The sequence below is a fragment of the Pelagibius sp. genome (assembly GCF_028281305.1).
Taxonomy (GTDB): Bacteria; Pseudomonadota; Alphaproteobacteria; order Kiloniellales; family Kiloniellaceae; genus Pelagibius.
Genome location: NZ_JANQKD010000020.1, coordinates 1 through 15,860, shown reverse-complemented (window position 1 = coordinate 15,860; position 15,860 = coordinate 1). Strand labels below are relative to the sequence as shown.

12 protein-coding genes are annotated in these 15,860 nt (G+C 66.3%); 6 read left to right on the top strand and 6 right to left on the bottom strand.

The window, feature by feature from the left end:
* Positions 1-5: 5 nt before the first annotated feature.
* The 3 genes from Q0982_RS05250 to Q0982_RS05240 form a co-directional block, all read right to left on the bottom strand.
* A complete protein-coding gene (locus tag Q0982_RS05250) occupies positions 6-704 on the bottom strand; it encodes a TrkA C-terminal domain-containing protein (RefSeq protein ID WP_299392568.1) in 699 nt (232 codons plus the stop codon).
* On the bottom strand, positions 701-1,981 hold the full coding sequence (locus Q0982_RS05245) for a sodium:proton antiporter (protein ID WP_299392566.1): 1,281 nt from the start codon (positions 1,979-1,981) through the stop codon (positions 701-703). The genes Q0982_RS05250 and Q0982_RS05245 overlap by 4 nt, the downstream gene beginning before the upstream one ends.
* A gap of 170 nt (positions 1,982-2,151) precedes the next feature.
* Positions 2,152-2,913 carry an SDR family oxidoreductase gene (locus Q0982_RS05240; protein ID WP_299392564.1) on the bottom strand — a complete coding sequence of 254 codons (762 nt, stop codon included), beginning with the start codon at positions 2,911-2,913 and terminating at the stop codon, positions 2,152-2,154.
* A 159-nt stretch (positions 2,914-3,072) separates the two neighbouring features.
* Here Q0982_RS05240 and Q0982_RS05235 point away from each other — a divergent pair, with 159 nt between their 5' ends.
* Positions 3,073-3,978 carry a LysR family transcriptional regulator gene (locus tag Q0982_RS05235; RefSeq protein ID WP_299392562.1) on the top strand — a complete coding sequence of 302 codons (906 nt, stop codon included), beginning with the start codon at positions 3,073-3,075 and terminating at the stop codon, positions 3,976-3,978.
* On the opposite strand, the gene betC is transcribed toward Q0982_RS05235, so the two are convergent.
* Positions 3,975-5,486, bottom strand: a complete 1,512-nt coding sequence (betC, locus tag Q0982_RS05230) for a choline-sulfatase (RefSeq protein ID WP_299392561.1) — start codon at positions 5,484-5,486, stop codon at positions 3,975-3,977. The genes Q0982_RS05235 and betC overlap by 4 nt on opposite strands.
* A gap of 175 nt (positions 5,487-5,661) precedes the next feature.
* Between betC and Q0982_RS05225 the strand changes: the two genes are divergently transcribed.
* Positions 5,662-6,672: a LysR family transcriptional regulator gene (locus tag Q0982_RS05225; protein WP_299392559.1), complete on the top strand. Its 1,011-nt coding sequence runs from the start codon at positions 5,662-5,664 to the stop codon at positions 6,670-6,672.
* On the opposite strand, the gene Q0982_RS05220 is transcribed toward Q0982_RS05225, so the two are convergent.
* Positions 6,617-8,191 carry a trimethylamine methyltransferase family protein gene (locus Q0982_RS05220; protein ID WP_299392558.1) on the bottom strand — a complete coding sequence of 525 codons (1,575 nt, stop codon included), beginning with the start codon at positions 8,189-8,191 and terminating at the stop codon, positions 6,617-6,619. The two genes, Q0982_RS05225 and Q0982_RS05220, sit on opposite strands and share 56 nt — an antisense overlap.
* A 205-nt stretch (positions 8,192-8,396) precedes the next feature.
* On the opposite strand from Q0982_RS05220, the gene Q0982_RS05215 reads away from it, so the two are divergent.
* Positions 8,397-10,817 (top strand): FAD-dependent oxidoreductase, encoded by a 2,421-nt coding sequence (locus Q0982_RS05215; protein WP_299392555.1) that lies wholly within the window; start codon positions 8,397-8,399, stop codon positions 10,815-10,817.
* 16 nt (positions 10,818-10,833) lie between these two features.
* Here Q0982_RS05215 and Q0982_RS05210 read toward each other — a convergent pair whose 3' ends face one another.
* Positions 10,834-11,865 (bottom strand): LacI family DNA-binding transcriptional regulator, encoded by a 1,032-nt coding sequence (locus tag Q0982_RS05210; protein WP_299392553.1) that lies wholly within the window; start codon positions 11,863-11,865, stop codon positions 10,834-10,836.
* A gap of 278 nt (positions 11,866-12,143) precedes the next feature.
* Here Q0982_RS05210 and hisD point away from each other — a divergent pair, with 278 nt between their 5' ends.
* The 3 genes from hisD to Q0982_RS05195 all read left to right on the top strand — a co-directional run bounded on the left by hisD (position 12,144) and on the right by Q0982_RS05195 (position 15,858).
* Complete coding sequence (gene hisD / locus Q0982_RS05205; RefSeq protein WP_299392551.1) at positions 12,144-13,478, top strand: histidinol dehydrogenase; 1,335 nt, start codon at positions 12,144-12,146, stop codon at positions 13,476-13,478.
* Complete coding sequence (locus tag Q0982_RS05200) at positions 13,475-14,737, top strand: DegT/DnrJ/EryC1/StrS aminotransferase family protein (protein ID WP_299392549.1); 1,263 nt, start codon at positions 13,475-13,477, stop codon at positions 14,735-14,737. Before hisD ends, Q0982_RS05200 begins: the two co-directional genes overlap by 4 nt.
* Before the next feature lie 164 nt (positions 14,738-14,901).
* The gene (locus Q0982_RS05195; protein ID WP_299392547.1) at positions 14,902-15,858 is read left to right on the top strand and encodes a glycine betaine ABC transporter substrate-binding protein; all 957 of its coding nucleotides are present in this window, start codon (positions 14,902-14,904) and stop codon (positions 15,856-15,858) included.
* The last annotated feature ends 2 nt before the right edge of the window (positions 15,859-15,860 follow it).

The following is a 15,860-nucleotide window of genomic DNA, read 5'->3' as shown; positions in this document are numbered from 1 at the left end:
GCTCCTCATGCCGAAGGGGCCTTCGCTCTGGCAGCGGCTTCGAGAGCGGTGTCCAGGCCCTCTGTGGCGCCGTAGAGAAAGACCTGATCGCCGGCTTCCAGTGCCTGCTCCGCGGCGGGCCGGTTCAAGAAGCGGCCGTCCGGCTTTTCGAGCCCCAGGATCAACCGGTCTCCAAAGGGAATGTCTTGCAGGTTGCGTCCGACAAGCCCGCTGTCCGGATGGGCCAGAACCTGCAGGACGCAGTGGTCGGCGGGAAGCTGCAGCAGCGTAAGGGGGCGCCGCCCGCCGAAGCCCTCGGTCTTCGTCAGCAAAGCGGAAATGAATCGGCACATAATGCGGTCCGCGACAGGATTAAGCGCCACGAACCACAGGACGACCAGCACCGCCGCCAGCCAGAGGAGCTGCTGAACCATGGAACCCTGTGAGCCGCTGGAGCCGACGAGGGAGACGATCACAGTCGCCATCACAGAGACGAAACCGAGGCTGCCGACGACCATAAGCAGGCTGATGATGCGCCGGCGTACCGGATGGTTCACCAGGGCCTCCGACTCCGAGGTTGTGAATCCGGTGCCGGTAAAGGCGGAACGCGCCTGAAAGCGGGCGGTGGCCTCCGGCAGTCCGGTGAGACGCAATGCCACGGCGCCTGTGCGGATGACCAGGACGGAGAGAGTCAGCACGACGAAGAGGGTGAGGGCGGCGATCATGACGCCACCGTCTTGCCGGTCGAGGCATCGTGGCGGGTCGGCATCTCGCCGACCGGCTTGTTCTCCGGGCACTCCCCCATGCGCTCGGCCAGGGCGCCGTAGGCCCGCGCGGCGGGCGCTGCCGAGATCCCGTGAAGAACGATACTGAACGCGACCGTGCAGATGACGACCAACAGGATGGGCTCCTGCGCCGGAATGGCGCTTCCCTCAAGCACCAAAAGGGCGAAGAGGAAGGATGCCAGCCCTCTGGGACCGAACCAGCCGAGGAATCCTACCGTCGGGAGGCTCACCTTCGCCCCGACCAGCGACAGCGCCACCGGCACCATGCGGATCACCGTCAGGCTGAGGATGGCGTAGAGCGCATGCGTCCAGGTGACATGGTGCAGCGCCTCGGGGAGAAAAGCCGCGCCGAAGATCATGAAGGTCAGCAGGACCAGCAACTGGCCTTCCGCCTCCGCAAACTCAAAGATGAAGGTGCAGCGTCCGCGCACCTGATTGCCGAAGACGATTCCGGCGGTGAAGGCGGCGATGAAGCCATTGCCCCCAATGACTTCGGCGCCTGCGAAGGCCAGCAGGGCGAGGCCGAGAATGGCGGCTCCCTCGAAGCTTTCGGACATGCGGTCGGTGGCGACCGCGCGGTCGATCAGCCTTGCGCCCAGGGCGCCGATCGCGATGCCGGCAAGCGGCCCCAGAATGATCTGTTTCAGGCCGAAGGCGATCCAGTTTTCCTCGCCCGCCGCGCCGGGCGAAAGGCTGGCCAGGCTGGCGAACAGCAGGACCAGCGGCAGGGCGATCCCGTCGTTGAGGCCGCTCTCCACATTGAGCGCCTGGCGAATGCGCACGGGCACGCGGGTGTTCGAGACCACAGCCTGCCCAAGCGCGGCATCCGTCGGTGCCAGGATTGCCGCCAGGAGTGCGGCTTCCCAAAGCGAAAACCCGAAGGGCAGCAGCAGCGCTAGGGCACCGCCCAGCACCACCGTCAGCGGCATGCCGACGATCAGCATGCGCAGAGGCAGATTGTGGTCGCGTCGTACCTGGCGCAGGTCGATCCGCGCGGCATCGGAAAACAGGACGAGTATCAGGGTGAGTTCGGCGAGGCCGTGCACGATGCCGTGATCGAGGGCGAGGTCCGCGAGGCCCAGCCCGCCTTCACCGATCAGCAGGCCAAAGCCCGCGAAGACCATGGGGGCGGTGACAATGCCCGCTTGGACGCGGTTGGAGATCAAACTGAAGGTGATGACCCCGGCGGCGATCACCACAAAGCCCAAGGTATCCACGACATTCCCCTTTTTCCGTCCGATCGCGGGGCCGGGAACGCCGCGCAGGTCCGGAGCTCCGGCCCGACCGGGAGACTCTAGCAGACTCCCGCCGCGCCGAACCACGCATCACCGATGCCGGGGGGCCTGGACGGGTTACGTGAGGGAAGGGATGAGGAAGAGGTTCTGCGTCAGGCGAGACCGACGAGACGGCGGCCTTCCTCGGTCTTGAGGGAGAAGTCGGTCCCGGCATAAGCAGCGCCGGCATCGCCGCAGAGCCAGACGACGGCTTCGGCGGCCCAGTCCGCCGGGATATGCACGGCGGGATCGAGCTGGCTGACCGGATTGATACCCGAACTCTTGATGGCCACCTGCATGTCGGTCGCAACCGTGCCCGGACTCAGGCCGACGACCCGAATGCCCTTGTCGCCGTACTCCTTGTCGGCACAGCGGGTGAGGGCGAGGGCGGCGGCCTTGGAGGAACAGTAGTGGCTCCAGCCCTCCAGCGCCGAGGTCGCCGCGCCGGAGCTGATGTTGACGACGATGCCGGATCCCCGGGACAGCATGACCGGAAGGGCCGCCCGCAGGCCGAAGTAGACGCCCTTGTAGTTCACGTCTGCGACCTTTGCCCATTCCTCGGGATCGGACTCGGCGAGGCGGCTGATGGGCTCGATCAGCCCCGCGTTGTTGACCAGGATGTCGAGCCGCCCGAAGCGCTCCACGCAGTGTTCCACGGCCGCGCTGACATCCTCGTAGCGGCTGACGTCGCAGGTCTTGGAATCCGCCGCGCCCCCTGCGGTGCGGATCTCTCCGGCCAGGCGGTCGATCGCCTCACCTGACCGGGCGGTCAGGAGTACGGCGGCGCCGCGCTCGACGAGTTTGCGGGCGCTGGCAGCGCCAATCCCGCGGCTGGCGCCGGTCACCAGCGCCACCTTTCCGGTCAGATCGATCATCGCAGAGGTCTCCTCGTACCCTTGTGCTGTTCAACGTCTTGCGGCCATGGGCCCGCATCCTGCCGTGCCGGGGCCATCGGCGTCGAGCAGCAGGCTATTGCAAAGTTCTTGGACATTAAATAGCTTAATTGACATAATACTCATGCGATATCAGCACGAATGAACATAGAAAGCCTACGCTTGCTGGTCGACGTCGGTCACCGCCTCAGTTTTGCGGCTGTGGCGAAGGAGCGTGGCGTCGATCCATCCTCCGTGTCCCGCGCCATCGGGCTGTTGGAGGATGACCTCGGCATTCGGCTGTTCCAGCGCACCACCCGCCGTATGAGCCTGACGGAGGGCGGCGCGGTCTTCCTCCGGCACCTGCCCGCAATCCTCGACCAGTTCGACGAAGCACGGGAGGAGGCGCGTGCGGTGAGCGCGGCGCCGTCCGGCACCCTGCGCATGACCGCCTCCGTCGCCTTCGGGGAGAGGGTCGTCATGCCGCGCGTTCCGGCCTTCCGTTCCGCCTACCCGGGCGTTCGCCTGGAACTTGTCCTCTCCGACGCCAACGTCGATCTGGTGGCCGAGGGCATCGACCTGGCGGTGCGCCTGGGCCCGGAGGTTTCCGGCGATGTGGTTTCCGCCAAGTTCCTCGATACCCGCTACCGGGTCTGTGCAGCGCCGCGCTACCTGGCGCGCGCAGCGAAGCTGCAACACCCGGAGGGGCTGGAGAATCATCGCTGCGTGCTCTTTACGCTGCCGGGCTTTCGCTCCGCCTGGCGCTTCCGCGACCGGCGCGGAGCTATCATCGAGGTGCCTGTCGCCGGTGATCTGGCCGTGTCCTCAGCGCTCAGCCTGCGTTCCGCGGTGATTGCCGGGGCGGGACCGGGTCTTCTGGCCGACTGGCTCATCGACGATGACCTTGCTGCCGGCCATCTGGTCGAACTCTTTCCCGGCTATGAGGTGACGGCCACAACCTTCGACACCGCGGCCTGGTTCGTCTACCCGAGCCGCGCCTACCTGCCGCGCAAGGTGCGGGTGATGATCGACTTCCTGCGGGCGGAGGTGAAGAGGACGTCTGCTTAGGGAAAGCGCGCCTCATCCTCGACGACGTTGAGATCCATATGGTTGCGCATATAGCGCTCCGCAGCCTGCGTATCAGGCGTGTGGTCCCAGGGGTGGTAACGGCCCTTGCGCAGGGCCTCGTAGACGATCCAGCGATTGGCCTGGCTGCGCCGCACCGCCGTATCGAGGGCCTCCAGGTCCCAGTACGCGGCCACCTTGTCCAAGAAGCCGTGGACCCGCACCGCTTCAGCCGGATCGTCCGCCAAGTTACGCCGTTCCAGGGGGTCGGCCTCCAGATCGAAGAGCTGCGGCGGATCGAGCAGGCAGTGGTTGAACTTGAAACGGCCCTCGCGGATGGAGACCAGGGGCGCCTCGGACCCCTCGGCGGCGTACTCCATCAGCACCGGTGCGCGCAGCGCCCGTTCGCCGGAGATGATCGGCAGCAAGGAGTGCCCATCAAGCACCTGGCCTTCGGCCTGCAGGTCGATGCCCGCCATCGCCGCCAGGGTCGGCGCGATATCGAGCGCGGAGACCGGCGTGTCGATCGTCCCGGGTGCCAGATCGGGCCCGGCGATCATCAGCGGAATGCGCGCCGATCCTTCGAAAAAGCTCATTTTGAACCAGAGGCCGCGCTCGCCCAGCATGTCGCCGTGGTCGGAGCAGAACAGCACCACCGTGTTCTCGCGCTGACCGCAGGCATCCAGCGCCGCCAGCAGCTGCCCGATCTTGTCGTCGAGGTAGGAGATGTTGGCGAAGTAGGCCCGCCGCGCTGTGCGGACATGCTCCGGCGTCACAGCGTAGTTTCGGTGATCCAGCGCTTCCAGCAGCCGCCGGCTGTGCGGGTCGTGATCGCTGAAGTCCAGGGCCGGTGTCTCCGGTGACAAGGCCGGGCAGTCTTCGTAGAGATCCCAGTACTGCTGCCGGGCCACGTAGGGATCGTGAGGGTGCGTGAAGCTCACGCAGAGGCACCAGGGTGTCTCCGCCGCGCCGCGGGCAAGGCGGTAGATCTCGCTCTCGCCGTGGAAGGCTGCTTCGTCGTCGAACTCCAACTGGTTGGTGATGGCGGCGACGCCTGCGCCGGTCACCGAACCGAGATTGTGGTACCACCAGTCGATCCGCTCTCCGGGCTTGCGGTAGTCCGGTGTCCAGCCGAAGTCGGCGGGATAGATGTCGGTGGTAAGGCGCCGTTCGAAGCCATGCAGCTGGTCGGGACCGACGAAGTGCATCTTGCCGCTCAGCGCGGTGCGGTAGCCGGCGCGCCGCAGGTGATGAGCGAAGGTGGGCAGGCTCGCGGTGAACTCGGCGGCGTTGTCATAGACACCGGTCTTCGACGGCAGCAGACCGGTCATGAAGGACGCGCGCGCCGGCAGGCAAAGGGGGCTCGGCGTATAGCAACTCGAAAACCGCAGCGCCCGCGCGGCGAGAGCCTTCAGGTGCGGCGTCTGCAGGAACGCGGCCGGACCGTCCGGGCAGAGCGTTCCTGCCATCTGGTCGACCATCAGGATCAGAAAGTTGGGCCGCCGGCTCATTGCGCTGTCTCCTTGTCCTCTCGCTCTCAAGCCTCATGGCTAGCCTGAGAGCTGCTGCGCTGCTGACGAAATCGCGACCAAGGACTGGCGCAAAGCGTCGACGGCGGCTTAATCTTAAGAAGATTCGATGCTGATCGTAAGATGAAGCGAATTCGGCCGGGAAGGCGGTGCGCAAGTGACCCAGGACCATCCACAGGAGCTGAGTATCCGGGCTCTGCGTGTGCTCGTCGCCGTGGACGAGGGCGGGTCCATGGCCAAGGCCGCCGAGCGCCTGGGCGCCAGCCCGGCGGCGATCTCCCAGCAGATCACCAATCTCGAGGCCTTTGCCGGAACGATGCTCCTCGACCGCTCCGAACGGCCGCTACGCCCGACGCCGGCCGGGGCTCTGATGCTGAGCCATGCCCGCAAGGTGTTGATGGCGGTGGCCGATGCACAGGCGCAGATGATGGAACTGAACCTGGCTGCGCTGCCGCAACTGCGCTTCGCTGTGATCGACGATTTCGATGCCTCGGTGACTCCGCAGTTCGTCGCCGCGCTTCACAGGGCGTTTCCGAAGACGGCGCTCAGCGCAGTGTCCGGCCGTTCGGATGCAATCACGGCGGCGTTCGTCGCCCGGGAGGCCGATGTCGTCGTCACCGGCCTGCCGCCGGACGATCCCTCGGCCTACGACGTCTTTCCGCTGCTGACCGAGACCTTCGCCGTCGTGGCCGCGCGTGAGTGCCTGGACACCACGGAGCCGGTGCTGGACCAACTCCGCCTTCTGCCCTTCGTTCATCATAATGAGAAGATGCCCATCGGCCGCCTGGTCGAGCAGCACCTGCGGCGCCACCGTTTTGCGCCCGAGCGGCGTTTTTCCTTTGAGGCTTCGCGCTCCATCCTGGCCATGGTCGGCCAGGTGGGCGGCTGGACGCTGGGCACGCCGCTGAACATCCTCGACGCGACGCGCTTTGCGCCTGATGTGGTGGTTCTCCCGTCGCCCTTTACCCGCCTCACGCGCGGCGTGTCTCTGGCGGCCCGGCGCGGCGAGCTGGGGTCGCTGCCGGCGCAGCTTGCCGAAATCCTCTGCGGCATTCTGCGTGACCTCGTGGTGCCCGAGGCCGAGCGGCTGATCCCCGGCAGCGCGGGGCTGCTTAAGGTCCTTGAGGATCCGGCGCCCGCATCCGTTCTTCCGGCAAGAGAATCCTGAAACGCTCCCGGATCGCACGGTCGGCCGCCGGATCGATATAGCTGGGGAAATGGCCGGTGAGGATCTGGTCGGCACGGTCCTTGGCGCGCATCTGCAGGTCGCGCGCGCCGGCTTCGGCCCAGGTGCGGGGCTCGTCGCGGTCGGCGAGGCTCGGATAGAAGTAGTCGCGTTGCATGGCCGCCATGGTCTGGGCCGCGCCCAGGAAGTGGCCTTCGCCGCTCACGGCTTCGCGGATGGTCTCGAAGCCCAGGCTGTCGCGATCGACCTCGATCCCGCGCAGCATGCGGTGGATATGGCTCAGCATCTCGTCATCGGCGACAAAGGCTTCGAAGGAGGCGCCCAGCAGGCTCGCCATCATGCCGGAAGACTCGTAGATCATGTTCGCCCCGGCGAGGCCGGCTGCCAGGGCGGCGAGGCCCTTTTCCATGCCCATCTGCGCGTCCACGGCCTTGGCGTCGGACATGGAGGCGGCGACCCCGGACGGCAGGCCGAGGTGGCGGCCGATCTGCGCCGCCGCCGCATTCATCATGCTGATCTCTCCGCCACCGCCGCAAAAGGCCCCGGTCCGCAGATCGATGACCAGCGGCCAGTTGGAGAAGATCATCGGGAAGCCGGGCGCAAAGAGGTTCACGAGGACGAGGGCGGCAAGGGTCTCGGCCGTGGACTGAACGAGGAACCCCGCCGGCGTCGCGGGCGCCGTCGCCCCGGACATCGCCGCCACGATGGCGTTGATCGGGACCCCCAGGCGGATGCACTCCAGCGTCACCCCGACCGCATCTTCGCCGTAGCGCAATGGTGAGATCACCGGACTGATGTGCGCCTTGCAGAACGGCCGCTCGCGAAAGCGGCCCGCGCCGCCGAGGGCGAGGTCGAACATCTCGATCACCGGCGCCACGTGCTCCGGCAAGGTGAAGGAGGTTCCGACCGGCTTGGTGGTGCCGGCCAACAGCGCATAGGCGGTGTTGATGTCGAGGTCGAGCGTGTCCTCGACGTCGGTGGCGACGCAGCAACGGGTGAACCAGCTCACGTTCGCCAGTGTGTCGATCAGGCGGGTGAAGTCGTAGAGGTCGGCCAGGGTGGAGGGGCGGTAAAGGCCGCTGGCGCGGTCCAGCGTCTGCACCGCGGCGCCGCCGGTCCCGAAGTAGACCCTGTCACCGCCCACCTCGAAGTCGTGGCGCGGGTCGCGGCCGTGATAGGTGAAGTGCTTGGCGGCCCCGCCGATGATGTCCTCCACCAGCGCGCGGGGATAACAGAGCCGCCCCTGGGCGTTGAGATGCGCGCCGTGCACCAGTGCCCTCTCCTCGACGATGGCGGGAACCTCCGCCATGCCGATCTCTTCCAGCACCCGGAAGGCCTCGTCGCAGATGGTGTGAAGCTGCGTGTCCTTCAGCGGCCGGTAGGCACCCCCGCTCTGGCCGGGGGGGCAGGGATCGACCTCGGCCTCCGGCGCTTGGCGGGCGGCGATGCGGGCAGCGCGTCCGCGTCCCCGGCGCCCCAGCCTGGACTCCTCCGACGTCATAACGATCCCCTCAGCAGCGCCACTTCGATCCTCGCCCCAGTCTGCCCTACGGCGGCGCTGAGCGCAGAGCGCTCGGCACGATGTTAAGCGAATTCGAAGGCTGCCCGGCATTCTTCCTTAACACGCGCGATCCCGGTTACCCCCGGTGCCGCCGTTGCGCATGCTGCCGCTTTCCAGATGGCGACGGTGAGGGGCCGGTCGGACAATGAAGACGCATGCGCGGGTGGTGGTGATCGGCGGAGGCATCGGCGGATGCAGTGCGCTCTATCACCTGACCGAGGAAGGCTGGAACGACGTCGTGCTGGTGGAACGCGATGAACTGACCTCCGGGACCACCTGGCATTCGGCCGCGCAGGTCACCAACTTCGGCGCCATCCAGGTCATGGTCGGCCTGAAGACCCACTCCATCCGGCTCTACAAGGAACTGGCCGACGACCCGGACTACCCCATCAACTACCACCACGCGACGGGCGGTCTGCGCCTGGCCTCCAGCCAGGATCATCTCGACGGTTACCGCCACTTCATGTCTTTGGCCAAGGGCATGGGCGTGGACTTCGAGCTCCTGGATCCGGAGGAGAGCGCGCGCCGCCACCCGCTGATCACCACCGACGGGCTGCTGGGTGCCCTCTGGGACCCGCTGGACGGCGACATCGACCCGGCCCAGCTTTGCCAGGCTCTGGCGCGGCGTGCCCGCCTGGCCGGCGCCGAGATCTATCGCCACACCGCGGTGACCGGGTTGACCCAGAAGCCCGGCGGCGAGTGGATCGTTCACACGGGAAAAGGCGACATTCACTGCGAGATGTTCGTCAACGCCGGCGGCTACCGCTGCAACGAGATCGCCGCCATGACCGGGGACGAGTTACCGGTGGCGTCGATGGAGCACCAGTACCTGCTGACCGAGCCGATCCCGGCGATCGAGGCGCTGGACGTCCGGGTCCCCCTGATCCGCTGTCCGACCGACGACTTCTACGCCCGCCAGGAGAAGCAAGGCCTGCTGGTCGGCTTTTACGAACAGGACTGCCGCACCTGGGGCCTGGACGGGATCGATCCCAACTTCACCAATGCGCTCTGTCCGGACGACCTCGACCGCTGCATGGACGTCATGGAAGGCACCTTCGCCCGTGTGCCCTGCCTCATGGAGGCTGGTATACACAGCGTCATCAACGGCCCGATCACCTACACGCCGGACGGCGTGCCGCTGGTGGGCAAGCTGCCGGGCAAGCGCAATGCCTGGTGCATTACGGGCCTGCGCGCCGGTCTGGGTGAGGGCGGCGGTCACGGCTGGCTGCTGGCGCAGATGATGGTCCATGGCGAGGCCTGCTACGACACCTGGCCCCTCGATCCCCGCCGTTTCGCGCGCTATGCCAACGTGGAGTACACGGCGCTGAAGGCGATCGAGGACTACCAGAACGAGTTCCGCTTCCACATGCCCCACGAGCACCGCCCGGCGGCCCGGCCGATCAAGACGACGCCGCTCTATCCGCGCCTGAGCGAGCTGGGCGCCGCCTTCGGGGTCGTCAACGGCTGGGAACGGGCGCTCTACTTCAAGCCCGCGCCGAGTTTCGAAGAGGAGCACTCCTTCCGCTTCAACAACACCTTCGATGTGGTTGGGGCGGAGGTCGACGCTGTCCAGAACGGTGTCGGCATCATGGAGGTCTCGGGCTTCAACCGCTACGAACTGCGGGGGAAGGGCGTGCGGGACCGGTTGGACGGTCTTGTCTGCTCGCGGTTGCCGGCCCGGCCCGGGCGGGTCGCCCTGACGTACTTCCTCACCGAGCGCGGCAACGTCGCGGGCGAGGCGACCGTCGCCGCTCTTGCGGACGACCGTTTCTGGTTCGGCTCGGCGGCGGCGGCGGAGTATCACGATATGGACTGGCTCTGCGAGCGGTTGCCGTCCGACGGCTCGGTGCGCATCGAGAGCCTGACCAACAGCCATACCATCCTGGTGATCGCCGGCCCGCGGGCCCGCGGCCTGCTGACCGCCGTGGCGCCGCGCACGGACTGGTCCAAGGAAGCCTTTCCCTGGCTCTCAGTGCGTCCCGTGCGTATCGGTCATGCCGAGGCGGTCGCCATGGCGGTGTCCTTCTCCGGCGAGCTGGCCTGGGAACTGCACATTCCCAATGCCCAGGTTCTGCCGGCCTTCGAGGCTTTGTGGTTGGAGGGCGAGCGCTTCGGGCTGCGTCCCTTCGGCCTCTACGCCACCGAGTCGATGCGCCTGGAAAAGGGGTTTCGGCATTGGAAGGCGGATCTGATCACCGAATTCAATCCATTGGAATGCGGGCTGGACCGCTTCGTCCGCTGGGACAAGGGCTTTGTCGGCAAAGCGGGCCTGGAGGCCATGCGCGCCGCCGGCCCACGACGCTGCTTCGTTACCCTGACGCTGGAAACCTCCCGCGCGCCCGCCCAGCCGGGCGATTCGATCCTGCGCGACGGTGCGGTGGTGGGCACAGTCACCTCCGCCGGATGGGGGCACCGTGTCGGACGCAACATCGCCCTTGGGTTTGTCGATCCCTCCTATGCTGAGGAGGGCTGCGGCTTGACCGTCGAAGTCATCGGCGAGCCTGTTGCTGCAGTCGTTTCAGCGTCCTGCCTCTACGATCCCGACTTCACGCGCGTGCGGGGCTGATCTGCAACGGCCTGCGTCAGGCGAGATGGCGGCTGGCCCGTGGCGCGGCCGTCGAGCGCCGCACAACCAGCGTCGTCTCCAGGGGCCGCGGCGCGACGATGCGCTCGCCGCGCAGGCAGGCCAGCAGGTGCTGAGCCGCCTGCCGGCCCATTTCCTCACGCGGGGTGCGGACGGTGGTCAGCGGCGGGCTCGTCTGGCCGGCCAGCCACATGTCGTCGAAGCCGGTGACCGAAACCTCGCCGGGCACGGCGATGCCCATGTCCTTGGCTTCGAACAGGGCGCCGTAGGCGTGGGGCTCGGACCCGCAGACGATCACGGTCGGCGGTTCAGGGGCGGACATGAGAATGTGAAAGGCATCGCGGCCGGCATCCGGCTCGAAGGGGCGGTAGAGAAGATGGGCCGGGTCCAGCACAAGACCATGCCGCGTCAGCGCCTTCTGAACGCCCGAAAGCCGTGCACCGGCGCGGTCGTTCTGATCCACATGGCCGGAAATCATGCCGAAGCGGCGGTGCCCCAGGGAAACCAGGTAGTCCACGAGATGCCCTGCCGCCGCGGCGTTGTCGAAGCCGACGCAGTGTTCCTGCCGGTCCCCGCTCGACACCCAGGTCAGGACATAGGGAATGCCGTGGCGTTCGATCTGGCGATAGATGTTGGGATCGCGGTGTGCCCCGACCAGCAGCAGGGCATCGACCCGGCTTTCAAGGAAGTTGCGGATGTGAACGCGTTCGTGCTGCGGATCGTACTCGGAGCAGGCGACGGCCACCGTGTAGCCGGCGCTGCCGATCTCTTTCTGAAAGGCCTCCAGGGGGCCGCCGAAGAGCATGTTGTCCAGCGACGGCAGGATGGCCCCGATCATGTGGGAGCGCCGGGAGGCGAGGGCCCGGGCCGCCCCGTTCGGGACATACCCCAGGTCGTCGATGGCGCTTTGGATGCGCGCCCGCTTCTCCGCCCGGACGCTCTGCGGCTGGTTTATGCAGCGCGAGACCGTTGCGGGAGAGACGCCGGCCAGTCGGGCCACATCTTCCAAGGTCGTCGACGCACGGCGCATTCGTTTGAAAGCCCTTCCAAAAAAATCCCAGAACAGGCGAGTCAACCACGACCGCTGAAACAGGCTAGCGCATTCCTCGGGTTCTGGGAACCGGCGTCATCGGGGATATTGCTGTCTTTTCAGGAGCAAGCGGCGGCGCCCTGGCAGCATGTTGACTCTTCGCCGAGGTCTGTGGTCTGCTGTTGGAAAGAGCGCCGCATTGAAAGCGCTTTCAAAATCGGGAAGGGATAAGGGTCGCTGGGCTGGTGCTCTGACCCTGGCAGCAAGGTTTTACCGCGATGGGAGAGGTTTACCTCAAAAAGGCTTCGGGCCAGGCCAAGGCAGCGGGCGCGCAGACGGGCGAGATCGTCTCGGGCATGCTTGCAGAGCTTGAAAGCGGCGGCGAAGCCGCCAGCCGTGGCTTTGCCGAGAAACTGGACGCCTGGCGCGGCGATGTTGTCGTGCCGGATGACTGGTTCCGCGACGCCGAAGCGCGGCTTCCCGAGACGACCAAGGAAGACCTGCGCTATGCACACGCAAGGGTCCGCGACTTTGCGGAGCGGCAGCGGGACTCCCAACAGGAATTCGAAACCGAACTGCTGGACGGCCTGGTTGCCGGACAGCGCCTGATCCCGGTTACCACGGCCGGCTGCTACGTTCCCGGCGGTCGCTATGCCCATGCCGCATCGGCGATCATGAGCGTCTGCACCGCCAAGACCGCCGGCGTCGAGAATGTGATCGCGACCTCACCGGCCAAGGGTGAGCAGCGTATCCATCCCGCGATCCTTTACGCCATGAAGCTTTCCGGTGCCGATACGGTGCTGGCGCTCGGCGGCGTACAGGGCGTGGCGGCCTTGGCGTACGGGCATTTCACAGGGCATCCGGCCGATATCATCGTCGGGCCCGGCAACAGCTTCGTCGCCGAGGCGAAGCGAATGCTCTTCGGACGCGTCGGGATCGACGTGATCGCCGGCCCCACTGAATCGATGGTCGCCGCCGACGATACGGCGGATGCCGAGATCGTGGCCGCCGACCTGGCCGGCCAGGCCGAGCATGGTCCGGATTCCCCAGTCTGGCTGGTTACCACGAGCCGCCGGCTCGGCGAGCAGGTGATCGAGCTGATGCCGCGGGTTATCGATGCCTTGCCGGGGCTCTCGCGGGAGTCCGCAACGGCGGCATGGCGCGACTTCGGCGAGGTTATTCTTACCGATACCCGGGAAGAGGCCTGCGCCGTCTGCGACCGTTACGCGCCCGAACACCTTCAGGTCCAAGCCGAAGATCTGGATTGGTGGCTGCGGTCGCTGAAGAACTACGGCTCGCTGTTCCTGGGCGAAGAGACGACGGTGGCCTTCGGCGACAAGTGCTCTGGCCCCAACCATATCCTGCCGACGCGCGGCGCCGGCCGCTACTCCGGCGGCCTCAACGCGCAGAAGTTCATCAAGGTGCTGACCTATCAGCGCATGACCCGGGGGGCGTCGCGCGGCGTGGCCCAGGTGTCCAGCCGGATTTCGCGGCTGGAGGGCATGGAGGGGCACGCCATGACCGGCGATGTGCGCCTCGCCAAGTACTTTCCGGGCGAGGAGTTCAAGCTGACCCCCGAAGCCCCTGCAGAAGCGGAGACAGCGGCACAATGAGCGAGTCGGGCGCGCTCCTGGATACATCCGGCCGCACGGTCTTTCGCGGCGATTTGAGCGCACCCGACCCCATACCGGAGGCCGGCGTCGAAGCTGCCGTCAAGCTGCTGCGGGACGGCCGGCTGTTCCGCTACGGCGAGGACCGCAACAGCATTCCGGAAGCGGCACTGCTGGAGCAGGAGTTCGCGGACTACACGGGTCGCAAGTACTGCCTGGGCGTCAATTCAGGCGGCTGCTCCATGTTTTTGGCCTTGCGGGCCTGCGGTGTTGAGCCGGGCGACAAGGTTCTGGTGAATGCCTTTACCCTCGCGCCTGTCCCCGGGGCCATTGCGCACGCGGGTGCCGAGGCCGTGCTGGTGGATATCGACGAGCGCTATGTCGTCGACCTCGACGACCTCGACCGCAAGGCCGAGCAGAGCGGCGCGCGCTTTTTCCTGCTGTCCTACATGCGTGGCCACATCCCCGACATGGACGCGGTCGTTGCGCTCTGCGAGCGCCGCGGGCTGGTCCTCATCGAGGACTGCGCCCACACCATGGGTGCCGGCTGGAACGGCAAGCTGACCGGCGGGTTCGGGCAGGTCGGTTGTTTCAGCACCCAGACCTTCAAGCACATCAATTCCGGCGAAGGCGGCCTGCTGGTCACAGACGATGAGGACATCGCTGCGCGGGCCATTCTGCTTTCGGGCAGCTATATGCTCTACGCCCAGCACCGCGCGCGCCCGCCGCTGGAGGTCTTCGAGCGGCATCGCTACGCCATGCCCAACTGCTCTATGCGGATGTCGGGGCTGGTGGCGGCCATTCTGCGGTCCCAGCTTCCGCTGCTGGAGGAGCGCAACGCGCGCTGGCGTCACATCTACCAGGTTCTGGCCGGTGAGCTGGCGGCAGTGGACGGTATCGTTTTGCCGCAGCGCCCGTTGAAGGAGGAATTTACACCCAGCTCGCTGCAGTTCTCCTTCGCCAAGGATGCGCTGACGGACGATCAGGCCCGCCGTTTCGTTCAGGAGGCCGACGTGCACGGCGTTCATGTGAAGTGGTTCGGCGCTGAGGATCCGGTCGGGTTCACCAGCCGGCACGATCACTGGCGCTATGTTGGCGGGGCAACCGAGGGCAGCGTGCCGGCGGCAGACCGTGTTCTGCACCGGCTCTGCGACCTGCGCCTGCCGCTCTGGTTGAGTGATGAGGACTGCCGGATCATCGCTGCGGTCGTGGCCGAGGCGATGGCGGTGGCGCGGGGTACCAAGGTTAAGGCTTGCGCCTAGACGGGCCTTCCCGGTCCTTGGTGCGGTCTGTTTGTTGAGGTTGATCAGATGGGGAGGTGCAGGACACCTCAATTGCGATAAGATCGGGTTGAGTTAACGCAGACGATCGGGGCAACCGACGTCAAGTACAAGACAAACAAACTTATGAGCAGGAGTAAGAGGCAATGAAAGTGAACAAAGCGCTCTCCAGTGTCGGCGTTGCCGCCGTCCTGACCTTTGCCGGGGCCGCGCAGGCCGCGGATGTTGTGATCGGCGTGCCGAACTGGCCGTCGGTCAATGCGACCGCCAACGTTCTGAAGGTCGTGATCGAAGAAAACCTGGGGCTCGAGGTCGAACTGCAGAACGGCACCAATCCCGTGGTTTTCGAAGCCATGGACAAGGGCTCGATGCATGCCCATCCGGAGGTCTGGCTGCCCAACCAGCAGAACCTGCACGACAAGTTCGTCAAGGACTCCGGCACCGTGGCCATGAACCCCAACGGCATCGCGGCCGAGCAGGGCATGTGCGTGCCGGACTTCGTCGCCGAGGAACTAGGCGTCACAACGATCGAAGATCTGACCGACCCTGAAAAGGCGGCGCTCTTCGACAGCGACGGTGACGGCCGCGGCGAGATCTGGATCGGTGCGCCGGGCTGGGCCTCGACGATCGTCGAGCGCATTCGTGCAAAGTCCTATGGCTATGCCGAGACCCTCGAGCTGCTGGAGATCGACGAGACCCTGGCCTTTGCCAACCTGGATGCCGCGGTGAAGGAGAAGAAGCCTTGGATCGGCTTCTGCTACACCCCGCATTACATCTTCCTGGTGCACGAACTGACGGCGCTCGAGGAGCCGCCGCACGATGCCTCGACCTGGAAGGTCGTGCAGCCGACCGACGATCCGGACTGGCTGGCGAAGTCGGAAGCCGGGTCCGCCTGGAACGGTGCCAAGCTTCATCTCCACTACTCCAAGGAGTTGGAAGAGAAGCATCCGGAAGTGGCGAAGCTGTTTTCCAACATGAAGCTGGAAGGCGAAGCCCTCACCGAGATGAGCTACGCGCTGGTGATCAACAAGGAAGATCCGGCCGAGTTCGCCAAGAAGTGGGTGGCTGCCAACGAGGACACCGTTCTGTCCTGGCTCCAGTAGCC